Below are 17,235 nucleotides of genomic sequence, written 5' to 3'. Positions count from 1 at the left end.
CTGTAAGCGCCTGAAATTTTCTCGAAGTCGGTGGATCGTTCTGTTGGGGCAGTTGCCGCCGGCTTCGTTTGGGCAAGAAAAAATATAGAAAGCCGAAAAAATTCGGCGAGGAAAAAATGACAGAAGACAACAAGAAGAAACCGAATCCGATCGACATCCATGTTGGCAGTCGCATCCGGCTTCGCCGCAATATGCTCGGAATGAGCCAGGAGAAACTCGGCGAGAATCTCGGCATCACATTTCAACAGATTCAGAAATATGAAAAGGGCACCAACCGCGTCGGCGCCAGCCGCCTGCAGGCGATAGCGTCGATTCTCGGCGTGCCAGTCGCCTTCTTTTTCGAGGATGCGCCCGGCCAGGAGGCCGCGCCCGGCCGTGGCTTTGCCGAAGATACGTCGATGGCTTTCGCCGTCGAATTCTGCGGCAGTCCCGAAGGTCTTCAGCTCAACCGCGCCTTTGTCAAGATTGCCGATGCCAAGGTGCGCCGCAGGATCATTGACCTGGTCAAATCCCTCTCCACGGATGATCTCGACTGATCCGCAATCTCGTTTGGACCGGCGGCAGCCTGCCGCCGGTGGCACAAGATAACTGCATCGACATTCATGCCAGAACGGTAGCACCGCTTGACGAGCGGCGCTCCACCCCGCTAACACGTGGCGCGCCAAAGTCGGCAGCCTGCCGATCGTTTTTTCAAGAGGGGACACCCGTGACGCGGCAGAACTACTTCTTTACCTCGGAATCCGTTGCCGAGGGCCATCCCGACAAAGTCTGCGACCGGATCTCCGACGAGATCGTCGATCTGGTCTATCGCGAAGCCAAGAAGACCGGCATGGACCCATGGAAAGTCCGCGTCGCCTGCGAGACGCTGGCCACCACCAACCGCGTCGTCATCGCCGGTGAGGTGCGCGTCCCCGAGACGCTGCTGAAGAAGGACAAGGAAGGCAACATCCTCAAGGATGCCGCCGGCCACCCGGTGGTCAATCCGGCGAAGTTCAAGTCGGTAGCCCGCAAGGCGATCCGTGAAATCGGCTATGAGCAGGCCGGCTTCCACTGGAAGAACGCGAAGATCGAGGTCCTGCTGCACGGCCAGTCGCCCGATATCGGCCAGGGCGTCGACAACGCGTCCGACCGTCAGGGCGAGGAAGGTGCCGGCGATCAGGGCATCATGTTCGGCTATGCCTGCCGCGAGACACCGGATCTGATGCCGGCGCCGATCTACTACAGCCACAAGATCCTCGAACTGCTGGCCGCCGCCCGCCACGAAGGCAGCGGCGAGGCCGGCAAACTCGGCCCTGACGCCAAGAGCCAGGTCACTGTCCGCTATGTCGATGGCAAGGCCGCCGAGGCGACGCAGATCGTGTTGTCGACACAGCATCTCGATGCGAGCTGGGATTCGAAGAAAGTCCGCAAGGTCGTCGAACCCTATATCCGCGAGGCGCTGGGCGAGCTTAAGATCGCCGACAACTGCATGTGGTACATCAACCCGACCGGCAAATTCGTCATTGGCGGGCCGGATGGCGACGCCGGGCTGACTGGCCGCAAGATCATCGTCGACACCTATGGCGGTGCCGCACCGCATGGCGGCGGCGCCTTTTCGGGCAAGGACACCACCAAGGTCGATCGTTCCGCCGCCTATGCAGCGCGCTACCTCGCCAAGAACGTCGTGGCGGCGAAACTCGCCGACCGCTGCACCATTCAGCTTTCCTACGCCATCGGCGTCGCCCAGCCGCTGTCTGTCTATGTCGACCTGCACGGCACCGGCAAGGTCGACGAGGCCAAGCTCGAAGAGGCGCTGCGCACGGTGATGGACCTGTCGCCGTCAGGCATCCGCCGCCATCTCGATCTCAACAAGCCGATCTACGCCAAGACGTCGTCCTACGGCCATTTCGGCCGCAAGGCCGGCCGCGATGGGTCCTTCTCCTGGGAAAAGACCGATCTCGCCAAGGCGCTAAAGGACGCGGTCGCCGCCTGACAGCGGCGCCGCAAAGTCCTGCCATGGACCCGAAGGACAGACCAAGCCGCGCGACCGAAGCCTTCTTCGGTCGCCGGCGCGGCAAGATCATGCGTCCGCAGCAGGCGGCCGCACTGGAAAGCGGCTTTGGCACATATCGGCTCGATCTGACGGCTGAACCGCCGGCAGATCTCAGCACCCTGTTTGAAGCGGATGTTTCGGCGGTTCGTCTCGAAATCGGCTTCGGCGGCGGCGAACATCTGCTGCATCGCGCCACCGAGGCGCCTTCGATTGGCTTTATCGGCGTCGAGCCATTCGTCAACGGCATGGCCAAGATGATGATGGCGGTGCGGGAAAAGCCGCTTGCCAATCTCAAGGTCTACGACGACGACGCCACCCGGCTGCTCGACTGGCTGCCGCAAGCGTCGCTCGCCGGCATCGACCTTCTCTATCCGGATCCGTGGCCGAAGAAGAAGCACTGGAAGCGCCGTTTCGTCAGCCCGATCAATCTCGACCGTTTCGCGCGCGTGCTGAAGCCGGGTTCAAAATTCCGCTTTGCCTCCGATATCGACACCTATGTGAACTGGACCTTGCTGCACTGCCGGGCGCATGGTGCATTCGCGTGGCAGGCTTCGGAGGCGGCGGATTGGCATCGGCCCTACGAAGGCTGGCCGGGTACCCGTTACGAGGCGAAGGCTGTTCGTGAGGGCCGGCCTCCCGCCTATCTTACCTTCATCAGGACGTAAGCGGGCCGATCACACGGCCTCCGGCGTTCGCCGGCGGCAGGGCGCGCCTCATCAGCCCGCCAAACCCTTAGAAACGGCCGATCCTGTTGAAGACAGCCGGATCCATGCCGAGCTTGCGCAGGTCGTCCGCGCGCGGCCTGCGCCCGGCTTCCACGGAACGCGACGCAGCGACTGCACTGCCAAATGTCGTGAAGAGATCGCCTATGGCGGATAGAATCTTGCGGTTGGTCATGGTCGTATCCTTTCGCTGCTGTGACGTGTCGTCATCTTTGTGCGATGCAACACAAATGGTGATGCAGCGTTGTGGCTCACAGGGGCACTACCGCATGGAGGCCATGCGTCTGGCGCAACACTGGCGTTGCCACGGCTCTTGTCCGCGCGGGTACGGCGGGCTTGAAACAGCGGCCATGATCGGTTATATCAGCCTCAAATTCTTGGTCGGTATGACGAAGAGTGGGTCCACCCGGTCCCGCTCTTTTTTATTACCTGCCGGTAGCTTCGGGTAGAACGACAGGGATCGAATGACTGCAACGGCAAGCGAAGGCGACGACCGCATCATCCGCGAAAGCGGCATCGATGCGCGCATCGCGCTGATCGTCCAGCCGGTTCTGCGCGGCATCGGCTTCCGCCTCGTGCGGGTGCATCTGTCGGGCCAGAACGGCCTGACGCTGCAGATCATGGCCGAACGCGAGGACGGCACCATGACCGTCGAGGATTGCGAAGAGGTCAGCCGCGCGGTGTCGCCGGCCCTCGACGTCGATGACCCGATCGAAAAGGCCTATCACCTTGAAGTCTCTTCGCCTGGCATCGACCGGCCGCTGGTCCGCAAATCGGATTTCGCGACCTGGACCGGCCATCTGGTCAAGATGGAGACGTCGATCATCGTCGCCGACCGCAAGCGATTCAAGGGCAAGATCGTCGAGGCCGGTGACAACGATGTGCTGATCGAGCGCGAAAAGGCCGCCTATGGCGACGAGCCGACGGTGCGGGTCCCCTATGACGCGATTTCCGAAACGCGCCTGATCCTGACCGACGATCTCATTCGCGATGCCCTGTCGAAAGACAACAGGGCGCGCAAGGAAGCCAAGAAACGCCGCGGCGAACCGGACGACGATGCACCAGAGGGTGCGGAAGCCGGCGCGGAAAACGAAACCGAACAGGAACTATGATTGAGCTGCCGGGCGCAAAGGTCCGGCAAACAGGCTCGGGAGAAAAACGATGGTTGTAAGCGCCAACAGGCTTGAACTGCTGCAGATCGCCGATGCGGTCGCGCGTGAAAAGTCGATCGACAAGTCGATCGTCATCGCCGCCATGGCCGATGCGATCCAGAAGGCGGCGCGTTCGCGTTACGGCCAGGAGACCAACATCCGCGCCGACATCAACCCGAACACCGGCGAGATGAAGCTGCAGCGGCTGATGGAAGTGGTCGAGAAGGTCGACGACTACGCCACCCAGATCGCCATTTCCTCGGCGCGCGAGCGCAATCCCGACGCCCAGCTTGGCGACTTCATCGCCGAACAGCTGCCGCCGATGGATTTCGGCCGCATCGCCGCCCAGTCGGCCAAGCAGGTCATCGTGCAGAAGGTGCGTGAGGCCGAGCGCGACCGCCAGTATGACGAATACAAGGACCGCATCGGCGAGATCGTCAACGGCACCGTCAAGCGTGTCGAATATGGCAACGTCATCGTCGATCTCGGTCGTGGCGAGGCGATCATCCGTCGCGACGAACTGATCCCGCGCGAAAACTACAAATATGGCGACCGCGTCCGCGCCTATGTCTACGACGTGCGCCGCGAGCAGCGCGGCCCGCAGATCTTCCTGTCGCGCACCCATCCGCAGTTCATGGCCAAGCTCTTCACCATGGAAGTGCCGGAAATCTATGACGGCATCATCGAAATCAAGTCGGTCGCCCGCGACCCCGGTTCTCGCGCCAAGATCGCCGTCATCTCGCGTGATTCCTCGATCGATCCGGTCGGCGCCTGCGTCGGTATGCGCGGCAGCCGCGTCCAGGCCGTCGTCGGCGAATTGCAGGGCGAGAAGATCGACATCATTCCGTGGTCGCCTTCGGCCGCATCCTTCATCGTCAACGCGCTGCAGCCGGCCGAAGTCGCCAAGGTCGTGCTCGACGAGGATGCCGAACGCATCGAAGTCGTGGTTCCCGACGACCAGCTGTCGCTGGCCATCGGCCGCCGCGGCCAGAACGTGCGGCTCGCTTCGCAGCTGACCGGCTGGGACATCGACATCCTGACCGAGGCCGAAGAATCCGAGCGTCGCCAGAAGGAATTCGTCGAGCGTTCGTCGCTGTTCATGGAGGCCCTCGACGTCGACGAGATGGTCGGCCAGGTGCTCGCCTCCGAAGGTTTCACCAGCGTCGAGGAAGTCGCCTATGTCGATTCCGGCGAAATCGCCTCGATCGACGGCTTCGACGAAGACACCGCTTCGGAAATCCAGACCCGCGCCCGCGAGTACCTTGAGAAGATCGAAGCCGAGCACGACGACAAGCGCAAGGCGCTCGGCGTCTCCGACGAATTGCGCGAAATCCCCGGCATCACCACCGCCATGATGGTGACGCTCGGCGAGGACGGCGTGAAGACGATCGAGGATTTCGCCGGCTATGCCGCCGACGACCTGACCGGCTGGAAGGAACGCAAGGACGGCGAGACGAAAGTGTATCCGGGCGTGCTGGCCAGTCATGGCGTGACACGCGCCGATGCCGAGCAGATGGTTCTGGCCGCCCGCCTCAAGGCCGGCTGGATCACCGAAGACGAGCTTGCAGCCGAAGAAGAAACGGCTGACGAAGCCGTTGGTGCGTGAGGTGAAACCGCATCGCACCGAACCCGCCCTTGGACGAGATGAACGATCGCACCTGCATCGTCACCCGCAGGCAGGCCGAACCGGATGAATTGATCCGGTTCGTCGTCGGCCCGGATTCGGCCGTCGTTCCCGACATCAAGAGAAATCTGCCCGGCCGTGGTTGCTGGGTGACCGCCGACCGCCTACATATCGACAAGGCGGCGGCGAAGAACCTTTTTGCCCGCGCCTTCAAGGCACAGGTGATCGTGCCGCCCGATCTTGGCGGCATGGTCGACGGGCTGCTTTCCAGATCCGCTCTGGGCATGCTTGGGCTTGCTCGCAAGGCAGGCGCGATTTCTCTTGGAGCCACAAAGGTCGAGAGCGCGGTGCGCGGCGGCTTGGCGCTTTTCGTACTCCATGCGACCGAGGCGTCCGACGACGGCGTGCGCAAGATCAGCCAGGCGCGACGGGCGACAGTCCATCTTGGCGGGCCCGCTATCCTTGCCTACAAACTTTTCTCCGAGGCCGAGTTGAGCTTGGCATTGGGGGGTACAAATGTGATACATGCTGCCGTTCTCGCGGGAGACGCGGGCAGGGCGGTCCAGAAGCGCATGGTTGCGCTCGACCGGTATCGGGGCGGTTCCCCGGACGATCTGGCAATGCTTGCGGCTGTTGCTGACGAAGATGATGCCGCAGAGGATATGGAATGAGCGATACGAAATCGGGCGACGACAATACGCTGAGTGTGACGCCGAAGAAGACCTTGACGCTGAAGCGCCCCGGTATGGAACAGGGCACCGTGCGCCAGAACTTCTCGCACGGCCGCACCAAGCAGGTCGTCGTCGAAACCAAGAAGCGCAAGTTCTCGATGCCCGGCGATAAGCCGGAGCCGGTTGCCGCACCCGTCTTCACACCGAAGCCGGCGGTTGTGGCCGCACCCGTCGTGCAGGAAGAGACGAAGGCGCCGCCACCGCCGCCGCCTCCGGTCGAGCGCAGCGGCATGGTGCTGAACGAACTGTCGCGCAGTGAAATGGAAGCGCGCCGCAGGGCGCTCGAAGGCTCGAAGGTGCGCGAGGTCGAGGACCGTCAGCGCGCTGCCGAGGACGCCAAGCGCCGCGCCGAGGACGAAGAGCGCCGTCGCCGCGAACGCGAGGAATCCGCGCGCCGCCAGGCCGAGGAGGAGGCGCGGTTGCAGACCGAGGCCGAGTCCCGCCGTCGCGCCGAGGAAGAGGCACGCCGCCGCGCGCCGCTGGCCGCAGAACTGGCAACGGTCGACGACGAGGAAGAGGTCAAGCCGAAGCGGATTGGCGCTGGCGCGCCAGTGCGCCGTCCGGTCACGCCTGAAGTGGCGCGTCCGGCCAAGCCGACCAAGGCCGAGGAAGATCGCCGCCGTGGCAAGCTGACGCTGAATTCCGCATTGTCCGATGAGGACGCGCGGGCCCGTTCGCTGTCGTCGATGCGCCGGCGCCAGGAAAAATTCAAGCGCGCGATGCACAATGAGCCGCGCGAGAAAGTCATGCGCGAAGTGATCTTGCCAGAGACCATCACCATCCAGGAACTTGCGCAGCGCATGTCCGAGCGTGCGGTCGACCTGGTCAAGTTCTTCATGAAGCAGGGCCAGATCCTGAAGCCGGGCGACGTCATCGACGCCGATACGGCGGAACTGGTTGCCACCGAATTCGGCCACACGGTCCGCCGCGTCGCCGAGTCCGACATCGAGGAAGGCCTGTTCAACATCGCCGACAATGCCGAGGACCTGGTGACGCGTCCGCCCGTCGTGACGATCATGGGCCATGTCGATCACGGCAAGACCTCGCTGCTCGACGCCATCCGCAATGCCAATGTCGTCTCCGGCGAAGCCGGTGGCATCACCCAGCATATCGGCGCCTACCAGGTCGAGAAGAATGGTCACAAGATCACCTTCATCGACACGCCCGGCCACGCTGCCTTCACGGCGATGCGTGCTCGTGGCGCCCAGGCGACCGACATCGCCATCCTGGTGGTTGCGGCCGACGACAGCGTCATGCCGCAGACGATCGAATCGATCAGCCACGCCAAGGCGGCCGGCGTTCCGATCATCGTGGCGATCAATAAGATCGACAAGCATGATGCCGATCCGCAGAAGGTGCGCTCCGAACTGCTGCGCCACGAGGTCTTCGTCGAATCCATGGGCGGTGAAGTGCTCGATGTCGAAGTGTCGGCGACCAAGGGCACCAATCTCGACAAGCTGCTCGAGGCGATCCTGCTGCAGGCCGAAATCCTCGACCTCAAGGCCAATCCGGACCGTACCGCCGAGGGTGTCGTCATCGAGGCCCAACTCGACAAGGGTCGTGGTCCCGTCGCCACCGTGCTGGTGCAGACCGGCACGCTGATGCCGGGCGACATCCTTGTCGCCGGCAACGAATGGGGCCGGGTGCGCGCGCTGGTCAACGATCGTGGCGGGCAGATCAAGGAAGCACCGCCGGCCATGCCGGTCGAAGTGCTTGGCCTGCAGGGAACCCCGCAGGCCGGCGACCGCTTCGCCGTGGTCAACAACGAAGCCCGTGCCCGCGAGATCACCGAATATCGCCAGCGTCTGGCGCGCGAGAAGGCGGTTGCCAAGCATGCCGGCCAGCGCGGTTCGCTCGAGCAGATGATGTCGCAGTTGCAGACGAGCGGGCTGAAGGAATTCCCGCTGGTCATCAAGGGCGACGTGCAGGGTTCGATCGAGGCGATCAACGCGGCGCTCGACAAGCTCGGCACCGACGAAGTGCGTGCGCGCATCGTCCATGCCGGCGCCGGTGCCATCACCGAGAGCGACGTGTCGCTGGCGGAGACTTCGGGCGCGGCGATCATCGGCTTCAACGTTCGTGCCAACGTGCAGGCACGTGCCGCCGCCGCTGCCGCTGGCATCGAGATCCGCTACTATTCGATCATCTACAACCTTGTGGATGACGTGAAGGCGGCTCTGTCGGGCCTGCTGTCGCCGGAGCGTCGCGAGACCTTCATCGGCAATGCGCAGATCCTCGAGATCTTCGACATCACCAAGGTCGGCAAGATCGCCGGCTGCCGTGTCACCGAAGGCAAGGTCGAGCGTGGTGCGGGCGTGCGTCTGATCCGCGACAACGTCGTCATCCACGAAGGCACGCTGAAGACCCTGAAGCGCTTCAAGGACGAGGTTGCGGAAGTTCCCGGCGGCCAGGAGTGCGGCATGGCCTTCCAGAACTACGAGGACATGCGCGTCGGCGACATCATCGAGTGCTTCCGCGTCGAGATGGTGACCCGTACGCTCTGAGTTCGAGTGACTTGTCGGCACCGGGCGGTGGTCGAAAGATTGCCGCCCCTAGTCTATTGAGCAGGTCCTATTGAGAATGACCATATGAGACATGCGGCACGGTCCCATCCCGCGCCTCACGCTTTCAGGATCGAGAAAAATGCCCCGTCCAACGACATCCAGCCCATCCCAGCGCATGCTGCGCGTCGCCGAACAGGTGCGCCATGCCTTGTCCGAAACCTTGCAGCGCGGCGAGATCATCGATCCGCTGATCGAGAACACCGTGGTTTCGGTCTCGGAAGTGCGCATGTCGCCCGACCTGAAGGTTGCCACCGCTTTCGTCTCGCCGCTCGGCGCCAAGGATACCGATGCGGTGGTCGAGGCGCTGAACAAGCATGCGAAGTTCGTGCGTGGCCGTGTCTCCGGCGCGCTGCGGCAGATGAAGTTCATGCCGGAGTTTCGCTTCAAGCTCGACACCTCCTTCGACAATTTCGCCAGGATCAACGATCTCTTGAAGTCGCCCGAAGTGGCGCGCGATCTCGGTTCCGAAGGCCAGGACAAAGAAGACAACAAGGACTCTGAATAGTGGCGCGTCGCGGCAAGAAGAAGGGCCGGCCGATCTCGGGCTGGCTGGTCCTGGACAAGCCGGTCGGCATGGGTTCGACCGAAGCTGTCTCCAAGATTAAATGGCTGTTCCAGGCGGAAAAGGCCGGCCATGCCGGCACGCTGGATCCGCTGGCGTCCGGCATGCTGCCGATCGCGCTTGGCGAAGCCACCAAGACCGTGCCTTACGTGCAGGACGGCGCCAAGATCTATCGCTTCACCGTTGCCTGGGGGCAGGAGCGTTCGACCGATGACCTCGAAGGTCCGGTGACGAAGAGCTCGGACCTGCGTCCAGCGGAAGCCGAGGTGCTTGCGCTGCTGCCGAAATACACCGGCGTCATCATGCAGACGCCGCCGCAATTCTCGGCCATCAAGATATCAGGTGAGCGCGCCTATGATCTGGCCCGCGACGGCGCGACGGTCGACATACCCGCACGAGAGGTCGAGATCGGCCGACTCGATATTGTCGAGCACGATGCCGACCATACTGTTTTTGAAGTCGAATGCGGCAAGGGCACCTATGTGCGCTCGCTGGCCCGCGACATGGGCCGCGATCTCGGCTGTTTCGGCCATATTTCCGAACTGCGCCGGGTCGAGGTCGAGCCGTTCACGCCGGAGGACTTCGTCACCATCGCCGACCTGGAGGCCGCCCGTTTCGGCGTGCCGGGTGAAGACGACCCGGACGCGACAGATGCCGCTGACACGGTTGAAGCCGCTGGCGCGGTGGAAGCGCCGATCGACTTCGACGCCATCGACGCACTTCTGGTGGATACATCCGCTGCCCTCGACTGCCTACCGCAGGTCGCCATCAGCGACGACGCGGCGACGAAGATCCGCCTCGGCAATCCGGTCATCATCCGCGGCCGCGACGCACCGGTGGAAGCCGAAGAAGCCTGCGCCACGGCGCGCGGCAAGCTGGTCGCCATCGGTGCCATCGAGCAGGGGATGTTCAAGCCCAAGCGGGTCTTTGCCGGCTGACGGCCAAAGCAATTCCAGGAAGAGCGAGAGCGGTTTTCCGTCCGGAATTGCGACAAAAACGAGGTTCTAACTTCAGGTCGACTTTACGCTCGAGGGGCATATGGAAAAGGCCGAGGCGGTGAAAAAGCGGGCGCCGGTGAAGACGCGGCGGCCGCCGGTCGGGGCGTCGCCTGGCACGCTGATCGCCGATCCGGCGGCGCGGCGGTCGGAACTGCGGCTGACCCTCATCTCGCCGCAGAAATTCAAGACCATCGAAAATGCCAGCATCGACGACCTGAACACCCATTGCGACAAATGGCCGGTCATCTGGCTTGACTGCACCGGCCTCGCCAACATTCCGCTGATCGAGGAGATCGGCCGCATTTTCAGCCTGCATCCGCTGGCGCTGGAGGACGTCGTCAACACCGGCCAGCGGCCGAAGGTCGACTTCTTCGAGGATCATGCCTTCGTCGTCGTCAGGATGATCGACGATGTCACGTCGCACCGCTACGAGCAGATCGCCGTCTTCTTCGGCAACAACTTCGTCGTCACCTTCCAGGAGCGTGAAGGCGATCCGTTCAATCCCGTGCGCAAGCGCATCGAGAGCTCGGCGCCCAACCGGCTGCGCGCACGCGGCGCCGATTATCTCGCCTATGCACTGATCGACGCCATCGTCGACAGTTATTTCCCGCCGATCGAGGCCGCCGGCGACATGGTCGACGGCATCGAGGACCAGATGCTGCACACGACGCAAAAGCATCAGATGCGGCAGTTGCATGAATTGCGGCGCGACGCCAATGTGCTGAAGGGGGTGCTGTGGCCGATGCGCGATGCGCTGGCAACGCTGATCCGCAACGACGTGCCCTATGTGAAGGCCGAGACCAAGATCTTCCTCAACGACACGCTCGACCATTCGCTCAGGCTGATCGAACTGGTCGAAACCCAGCGCGACATGCTGACCGGCCTGATCGAGATGCATCTGTCGCTCAGTCAGGCGCGCACCAACGACGTCATCAGCTACCTCACCATCGTCTCGGTCATCTTCATGCCGCTCACCTTCCTGGTCGGCATCTGGGGCATGAATTTCGATCCGGAGTCTTCGCCCTGGAACATGCCGGAGCTGAAAGCCTATTATGGCTATCCGGCATCGTTGCTGTTCATGGCGCTTGTCGCGTTTGGGCTGATCACCTTCTTCAAATGGAAGAAATGGCTTTGAAAAGGATAAAACCTGTCATTTTGGGCTGAAAAGCCGGCTTGTGAATTGGGCTGGTGTTTTCCCGGGAATTGCACTATACGCGCCGCAGCATAGCGCTATGACGCTTTGCTTGCACCGGCCCCTGCTGGACGACATCCCGGCTGAGGGCGACCCGTTTCCTCAAACAGATAAGGAAAAACACGATGTCGATTACTGCCGAGCGCAAACAGGAATTGATGGGTGAATTCGCAACCGCCAAGGGCGATACCGGGTCTCCGGAAGTCCAGGTGGCCATCCTTTCCGAGCGCATCAAGAACCTGACCGACCATTTCAAGGACCACAAGAAGGATAACCATTCCCGCCGTGGTCTGCTCGCTCTCGTCTCCCAGCGCCGCAGCCTGCTTGACTATCTCAAGCGCAAGGATGACGCGCGCTACCAGACGCTGATCGAGAAACTCGGTCTGCGCCGTTGACGAATTGACCGGCGGGCTTTCTTCGGAGCGCCCGCCGGTCGCGCATTCTGCCAGTCGTATCGACTGGCCAGACCCGGTTTCGAGCGTGCAGAGGGCCACTCGAAACCGCCCATGGACGGTCATGGGGCAGGATTGCAGGACGCTCGCGCGCTCGCCGCGCTGAAATCACCCGAGCTTCCCGTTGTCTTGCCCGTGGCTGCCCGAGAAAGGAAGCCAGGGAAAGGGCATCCGCGCACCGTGAAACGGCGCGGCCCTTTCCGCTTATTAAGGACAAGACATGTTCAATCACCACAAAGTGGAAATCGAATGGGGCGGTCGTCCGCTCATCCTCGAAACCGGCAAGATCGCGCGCCAGGCCGACGGCGCGGTGCTCGCGACCTACGGTGAGACCAAGGTTCTCGCCACCGTCGTTTCGATGAAGGAGCCGAAGCCAGGCCTCGATTTCTTCCCGCTGACCGTCAACTACCAGGAAAAGACCTACGCCGCCGGCAAGATCCCAGGCGGCTATTTCAAGCGCGAAGGCCGTCCGAGCGAAAAGGAAACGCTGGTTTCCCGCCTCATCGACCGCCCGATCCGCCCGCTTTTCGCCGCAGGCTACAAGAACGACACCCAGATCGTCGTCACCGTCGTCCAGCATGACCTCGAGAACGATCCCGACATCCTGTCGATCGTCGCCACCTCGGCGGCTCTGACCCTTTCGGGCGTTCCCTTCATGGGCCCGATCGGCGGCGCCCGCGTCGGCTACATCAACGGCGAATACGTGCTCAACCCGCATGTCGACGAGATGCAGGAATCCAAGCTCGACCTGGTCGTTGCCGGCACCACCGACGCCGTTCTGATGGTCGAGTCCGAAGCCAAGGAACTTGGCGAAGAGCTGATGCTCGGTGCCGTCATGTTCGGCCACAAGGGCTTCCAGCCGGTCATCGATGCCATCATCAAGCTGGCCGAAGTTGCCGCCAAGGAGCCGCGCGACTTCACCGCGCCGGACTATTCCGCGCTCGAAGCAGAAATGCTGAAGATCGTCGAAGGCGAGCTTCGCGATGCCTACAAGAACACCGACAAGCAGAAGCGCTACGCCGCCGTCGACGCCGTCAAGGCGAAGGTCAAGGCCGCGTTTGCTCCGGCTGAGGGCGAAGACGCCAAGTACACGTCCGAGCAGATCGGCGCCGTGTTCAAGGAACTCCAGGCCAAGGTCGTGCGCTGGAACATCCTCGACACCGGTTCGCGCATCGATGGCCGCGACCTCAAGACGGTCCGCAAGATCGTCTCCGAAGTCGGCGTCCTGCCGCGCACCCACGGTTCGGCGCTGTTCACCCGCGGCGAGACCCAGGCACTGGTCGTTGCCACGCTCGGCACCGGCGAGGATGAGCAGTATGTCGATTCGCTGACCGGCATGTACAAGGAGAAGTTCCTCCTTCACTACAACTTCCCTCCCTACTCGGTCGGTGAGACCGGCCGCATGGGTTCGCCGGGTCGCCGCGAAATCGGCCATGGCAAGCTCGCCTGGCGCGCTATCCGCCCGATGCTGCCGAGCGCTGACCAGTTCCCCTACACGCTGCGCGTCGTCTCGGAGATCACCGAGTCCAACGGCTCGTCGTCGATGGCGACCGTCTGCGGCACCTCGCTGGCGCTAATGGATGCCGGCGTTCCGCTGGCCAAGCCAGTTGCCGGTATCGCCATGGGCCTGATCAAGGAAGGCGAGCGTTTCGCCGTTCTCTCGGACATCCTTGGCGACGAGGATCACCTCGGCGACATGGACTTCAAGGTCGCCGGCACCGCCAACGGCATCACCTCGCTGCAGATGGACATCAAGATCGACGGCATCACCGAGGAGATCATGCAGATCGCGCTCGGCCAGGCCAAGGACGGCCGCCTGCATATCCTCGGCGAGATGTCGAATGCGCTCTCCGGCGCGCGTTCGGAACTCGGTGAGTTTGCGCCGCGCATCGAAGTCATGCACATCCCGACCGACAAGATCCGCGACGTTATCGGCTCGGGCGGCAAGGTCATCCGCGAGATCGTCGAAAAGACCGGCGCCAAGATCAACATCGAGGACGACGGCACGGTCAAGATCGCTTCGTCGAACGCCAAGGAGATCGAAGCGGCGAAGAAGTGGATCCACACCATCGTCGCCGAGCCGGAAGTCGGCGAGATCTACGAAGGCACGGTCGTCAAGACCGCCGACTTCGGCGCTTTCGTCAACTTCTTCGGTCCGCGTGACGGTCTCGTCCACATCTCGCAGCTTGCCAACGACCGGGTGGCCAAGACCTCGGACGTCGTCAAGGAAGGCGACAAGGTCTGGGTCAAGCTGATGGGCTTCGACGAGCGCGGCAAGGTCCGCCTGTCGATGAAGGTCGTCGACCAGGCCACCGGCAAGGAACTCGCCCGCGACAAGAAGACCGAAGGCGAAGAAAACGCCGCCTGATCGGCCTGAGATCGTAAATCGAAGCGGGCGCGGCTATGGTCGCGCCCGTTTTCATTTTCAGCCCGGGTTTCATTTTTAGCCCTCCTTCCTCAGTCCTCGTTTCGAGATCGAGCAATGTCCGCCGAGCCACTGAAGACGCTTTTTCATCCCTTCGAGGCCGAGGCGGTTCCGTTGCCGGGAAAGGGCGATCGCGCCTTGTTTCTTGGCGCTGAACCGGGCTTTCGCCCGCCCGAAGGCGTCGAGCCCTCACTTCACCTGGTACAAGGCTTCCGGCCATATTTTCGCGCGTTGCAGGCGTCCGGGCTCATCGTCACCGCGCAAGCCGAAGGTGGTGGCTTCGACATGGCACTTGTGCTTGCCGGCCGGCACCGCGGCTTGAACGAATTGCGCCTCGCCGAGGCGCTCGAGCGCGTGGCGCCGGGCGGGTTGATCGTCGTCGCCGGCGGCAAGGACGACGGTATCGCCAGCCTGCGCAAGCGCGTCGGCGAACTCGTGCCGCTTGAGGGCCATCTGCCGAAATATCACGGCATCGCCTTCTGGCTTCGACGTCCTGCAGATCTGGCCGCCGCGCAAGACCTGCGCGCCGCCAATCCCGCTCTGCTGGTGGAAGGCCGGTTCCGCACGGCGCCCGGCATGTTTTCCTTCGATAGGGTCGATACAGGCTCGAGATTGCTGGTCGAGAACCTGCCCAATGATCTGCGTGGGAGCGTTGCCGATTTCTGCGCCGGCTGGGGGTATGTGGCTGCCGAGATAGCCGCCCGGGCGCCGGGCATCTTGGCGCTCGACCTTTATGAGGCGGACTTCGCCTCGCTCGAAGCCGCAAAGCTCAATCTGGCAGGGATTGGCCAGTCGATCACCAGGGACTTCTTCTGGACTGATCTGCTGAAGGAGCCGGTCGAGAAGCGCTACGACGCGATCGCCATGAACCCGCCCTTTCACCGCAGCCGCGCAGCCGAGCCGGAGATCGGCGCCGGCATGATCCTTGCGGCGGCCGAGGCCCTGAAGCCCGGCGGGCGGCTGTTCATGGTGGCCAACCGCCAGCTCCCCTACGAGCCGGTGCTGTCGGCTGCCTTTTCGAGCCATGCAGAGCTCGCCCGCGACGGCATGTTCAAGGTGCTTGTCGCGCGTCGTTAAAGCTTGATCCCGAAAAGTGGAAACCGGTTTTCGGAAAAGATCATGCTCGAGAGAGCGGCGCCGCGTTCAATGCAGATTGGCGACTCGCCGTGTCTCGTCGGTGACGTGAGCGTCGCCGACCCTGAACCTGAGTGGCGCCGGCCTGCCGAACAGATAGCCTTGCACCACTTCGCAGCCGGCAGCCCTAAGCAGCGTCGCCTGGCTTTCGGTTTCGACGCCTTCGGCGATGATGCTGACGCCAAGTGCGCGCGAAAGCCCGACGATGGTCGAAACGACCGCACCGGAACTGGTGTCCGTGTCGAGGCGGCTGACAAAGGAGCGGTCGATCTTCAGCTTGCCGAACGAGAAGTCGATCAGGTAGCTCAGATTGGAATAGCCGGTGCCAAAATCATCGACGGCAACCGAGATGCCCATGTCTGCCAACTCCTTCAGGATGGTGGCGGCGCGGTCGCGGTCCTGCATCATCGCCGTCTCGGTCACTTCCAGTTCCAGCCGCGACGGCTTGATGCCGGTGCTGGTCATGGTGTCGCGCACGATACCGACGAAGTCCTTGGTCATGAACTGCACGGGCGAGATGTTGACGGCGACGAAGCAGTCTTCGGGCAGATGGCGCGCGTCGCTGCAGGCCTTGCGCAGCACCCATTCTCCGATCGGACCGATCATGCCGGTTTCCTCGGCGATCGGAATGAACTCCATCGGCGGGATCATGCCGCGTTCGGGATGCCGCCAGCGGATCAGCGCTTCATAGCCGACGATGCGGCCGGTCGGGAGATCGAGCTGCGGCTGGTAGTGAAGGTCGAAGTCGCCCCGCTCGAAGGCAACGTTCAGCTCGGATTCGACCCACTGGCGATGGTCGGCGACCCTGCCCATTTCCGCGTGGAAGACCGACCAGTTGCCGAGGCCGCTGGCGCGCGCATTCTGCAGCGCCAGATTGGAGCGGCGCAGGATGAGAACGGGATCGACACCGTCTTTTGGCATCGCCACGATGCCCACCGACAGGCTGACCGATTGCATGTGCGTGCTGAGCTCATAGGGCTCCATCATCTCGTCGATGAGCCTCTCGATGGCACTTTCCAGTGACCCTGACACCTGATTGTCGGGGAGGAGGATCGCGAATTCACCGGCGCCGATACGTCCGATCACCGCGCGTTGCGGTAGGCAAGTCTTCAATCGCTTGGTGAACTCACGGATCAACTCGTCGCCCTGGCTGTAGCCGATGGCGTCGTTGATCTGCTTGAACCGATCGATATCGATGTCGATGAGGAACACCGGCTCGCCGGTCCGGCTCGTCGCGCATGCCGCCTCGGCGATCTTGCCGACCATCGCCGGACGGGCCAGCAGGCCGGTCAGCTTGTCGAAATGGGTTTCCTCGAAGACGAAATCCGCCGATTCATCGACGCCGGCGAAGAAGGACATCGCGGCCACCGACGCCGCCAGTGCGCACAGGGCGGCCATCATCGCGACCATCATGTCCGCCGATATCCCGACAAAACTATCGCCGAGACCGTGCTTCAGGCCCCAGAGTCCGAGGACGAAACTGCCGATACCCGAGCTTGCTATGGTGAGCAGCCGGAACACCGGTGTTCGCTTCGGGTTGCTGACGGCCGACATTGAGAGGTCCCCAGAGTACAGGGCTTTCTAGCGGATATGTCCTTAAAATGAGTTTCCGCGAATGCGTCCAATTTTATTGGACCGGTAGTATTTC

General features: G+C 62.7%; 15 protein-coding genes. 13 read left to right on the top strand and 2 right to left on the bottom strand.

The features are described 5' to 3' along the window. Positions 1-116: 116 nt before the first annotated feature. From AC0ZT5_RS28065 to trmB, 3 genes are all read left to right on the top strand, one after another. Positions 117-536, top strand: a complete 420-nt coding sequence (locus tag AC0ZT5_RS28065) for a helix-turn-helix domain-containing protein (RefSeq protein ID WP_095082429.1) — start codon at positions 117-119, stop codon at positions 534-536. Between the two features lie 170 nt (positions 537-706). Next, positions 707-1,972: a methionine adenosyltransferase gene (gene metK, locus AC0ZT5_RS28060; protein ID WP_184877533.1), complete on the top strand. Its 1,266-nt coding sequence runs from the start codon at positions 707-709 to the stop codon at positions 1,970-1,972. A gap of 23 nt (positions 1,973-1,995) precedes the next feature. After that, a complete protein-coding gene (trmB, locus tag AC0ZT5_RS28055; RefSeq protein WP_488499070.1) occupies positions 1,996-2,697 on the top strand; it encodes a tRNA (guanine(46)-N(7))-methyltransferase TrmB in 702 nt (233 codons plus the stop codon). A 67-nt stretch (positions 2,698-2,764) separates the two neighbouring features. Here trmB and AC0ZT5_RS28050 read toward each other — a convergent pair whose 3' ends face one another. After that, entirely contained in the window at positions 2,765-2,929 is a 165-nt protein-coding gene (locus AC0ZT5_RS28050; protein ID WP_095084276.1) for a hypothetical protein, read from the bottom strand. 289 nt (positions 2,930-3,218) lie between these two features. Between AC0ZT5_RS28050 and rimP the strand changes: the two genes are divergently transcribed. From rimP to AC0ZT5_RS28000, 10 genes are all read left to right on the top strand, one after another. Continuing rightward, positions 3,219-3,866: a ribosome maturation factor RimP gene (gene rimP, locus AC0ZT5_RS28045; RefSeq protein ID WP_488499069.1), complete on the top strand. Its 648-nt coding sequence runs from the start codon at positions 3,219-3,221 to the stop codon at positions 3,864-3,866. Positions 3,867-3,915: 49 nt separating this feature from the next. Continuing rightward, on the top strand, positions 3,916-5,511 hold the full coding sequence (nusA, locus tag AC0ZT5_RS28040; protein ID WP_184877555.1) for a transcription termination factor NusA: 1,596 nt from the start codon (positions 3,916-3,918) through the stop codon (positions 5,509-5,511). Between the two features lie 38 nt (positions 5,512-5,549). Next, the gene (locus tag AC0ZT5_RS28035; RefSeq protein WP_488499068.1) at positions 5,550-6,200 is read left to right on the top strand and encodes an RNA-binding protein; all 651 of its coding nucleotides are present in this window, start codon (positions 5,550-5,552) and stop codon (positions 6,198-6,200) included. After that, positions 6,197-8,764: a translation initiation factor IF-2 gene (gene infB / locus AC0ZT5_RS28030; protein ID WP_488499067.1), complete on the top strand. Its 2,568-nt coding sequence runs from the start codon at positions 6,197-6,199 to the stop codon at positions 8,762-8,764. Before AC0ZT5_RS28035 ends, infB begins: the two co-directional genes overlap by 4 nt. A 139-nt stretch (positions 8,765-8,903) precedes the next feature. Then, the gene (rbfA, locus tag AC0ZT5_RS28025; protein ID WP_477305082.1) at positions 8,904-9,329 is read left to right on the top strand and encodes a 30S ribosome-binding factor RbfA; all 426 of its coding nucleotides are present in this window, start codon (positions 8,904-8,906) and stop codon (positions 9,327-9,329) included. After that, entirely contained in the window at positions 9,329-10,324 is a 996-nt protein-coding gene (gene truB, locus AC0ZT5_RS28020) for a tRNA pseudouridine(55) synthase TruB (protein ID WP_488499066.1), read from the top strand. The genes rbfA and truB overlap by 1 nt, the downstream gene beginning before the upstream one ends. 100 nt (positions 10,325-10,424) lie before the next feature. Beyond that, positions 10,425-11,519, top strand: coding sequence for a magnesium/cobalt transporter CorA (gene corA, locus AC0ZT5_RS28015; RefSeq protein WP_488499065.1), 1,095 nt, complete (start codon positions 10,425-10,427; stop codon positions 11,517-11,519). A 140-nt stretch (positions 11,520-11,659) separates the two neighbouring features. Continuing rightward, positions 11,660-11,971, top strand: coding sequence for a 30S ribosomal protein S15 (gene rpsO / locus AC0ZT5_RS28010; protein WP_269470859.1), 312 nt, complete (start codon positions 11,660-11,662; stop codon positions 11,969-11,971). Positions 11,972-12,248: 277 nt separating this feature from the next. Next, positions 12,249-14,396, top strand: coding sequence for a polyribonucleotide nucleotidyltransferase (pnp, locus tag AC0ZT5_RS28005; RefSeq protein ID WP_184877565.1), 2,148 nt, complete (start codon positions 12,249-12,251; stop codon positions 14,394-14,396). 114 nt (positions 14,397-14,510) lie between these two features. After that, positions 14,511-15,530: a class I SAM-dependent methyltransferase gene (locus AC0ZT5_RS28000; RefSeq protein WP_488499064.1), complete on the top strand. Its 1,020-nt coding sequence runs from the start codon at positions 14,511-14,513 to the stop codon at positions 15,528-15,530. A 66-nt stretch (positions 15,531-15,596) separates the two neighbouring features. Here the strand turns inward: AC0ZT5_RS28000 and AC0ZT5_RS27995 are convergent, their stop codons facing one another. Beyond that, a complete protein-coding gene (locus AC0ZT5_RS27995) occupies positions 15,597-17,141 on the bottom strand; it encodes a putative bifunctional diguanylate cyclase/phosphodiesterase (RefSeq protein ID WP_488499063.1) in 1,545 nt (514 codons plus the stop codon). Between the last annotated feature and the right edge of the window lie 94 nt (positions 17,142-17,235).

This window comes from Mesorhizobium sp. CNPSo 4670 (genome assembly GCF_057784235.1).
Note: the sequence above shows the minus strand (reverse complement) of the source record. Positions and strands in the feature narration are given on the sequence as shown.

Excerpts from the sequence above, each read along its gene's own strand:
- nusA (WP_184877555.1), top strand. The coding sequence starts at position 3,916 with ATGGTTGTAAGCGCCAACAGGCTTGAACTGCTGCAGATCGCCGATGCG.
- AC0ZT5_RS27995 (WP_488499063.1), bottom strand. The coding sequence starts at position 17,141 with ATGTCGGCCGTCAGCAACCCGAAGCGAACACCGGTGTTCCGGCTGCTC.
- AC0ZT5_RS28035 (WP_488499068.1), top strand. The coding sequence starts at position 5,550 with ATGAACGATCGCACCTGCATCGTCACCCGCAGGCAGGCCGAACCGGAT.
- trmB (WP_488499070.1), top strand. The coding sequence starts at position 1,996 with ATGGACCCGAAGGACAGACCAAGCCGCGCGACCGAAGCCTTCTTCGGT.
- AC0ZT5_RS28000 (WP_488499064.1), top strand. The coding sequence starts at position 14,511 with ATGTCCGCCGAGCCACTGAAGACGCTTTTTCATCCCTTCGAGGCCGAG.
- AC0ZT5_RS28050 (WP_095084276.1), bottom strand. The coding sequence starts at position 2,929 with ATGACCAACCGCAAGATTCTATCCGCCATAGGCGATCTCTTCACGACA.
- AC0ZT5_RS28065 (WP_095082429.1), top strand. The coding sequence starts at position 117 with ATGACAGAAGACAACAAGAAGAAACCGAATCCGATCGACATCCATGTT.
- rimP (WP_488499069.1), top strand. The coding sequence starts at position 3,219 with ATGACTGCAACGGCAAGCGAAGGCGACGACCGCATCATCCGCGAAAGC.
- infB (WP_488499067.1), top strand. The coding sequence starts at position 6,197 with ATGAGCGATACGAAATCGGGCGACGACAATACGCTGAGTGTGACGCCG.
- pnp (WP_184877565.1), top strand. The coding sequence starts at position 12,249 with ATGTTCAATCACCACAAAGTGGAAATCGAATGGGGCGGTCGTCCGCTC.
- rbfA (WP_477305082.1), top strand. The coding sequence starts at position 8,904 with ATGCCCCGTCCAACGACATCCAGCCCATCCCAGCGCATGCTGCGCGTC.
- corA (WP_488499065.1), top strand. The coding sequence starts at position 10,425 with ATGGAAAAGGCCGAGGCGGTGAAAAAGCGGGCGCCGGTGAAGACGCGG.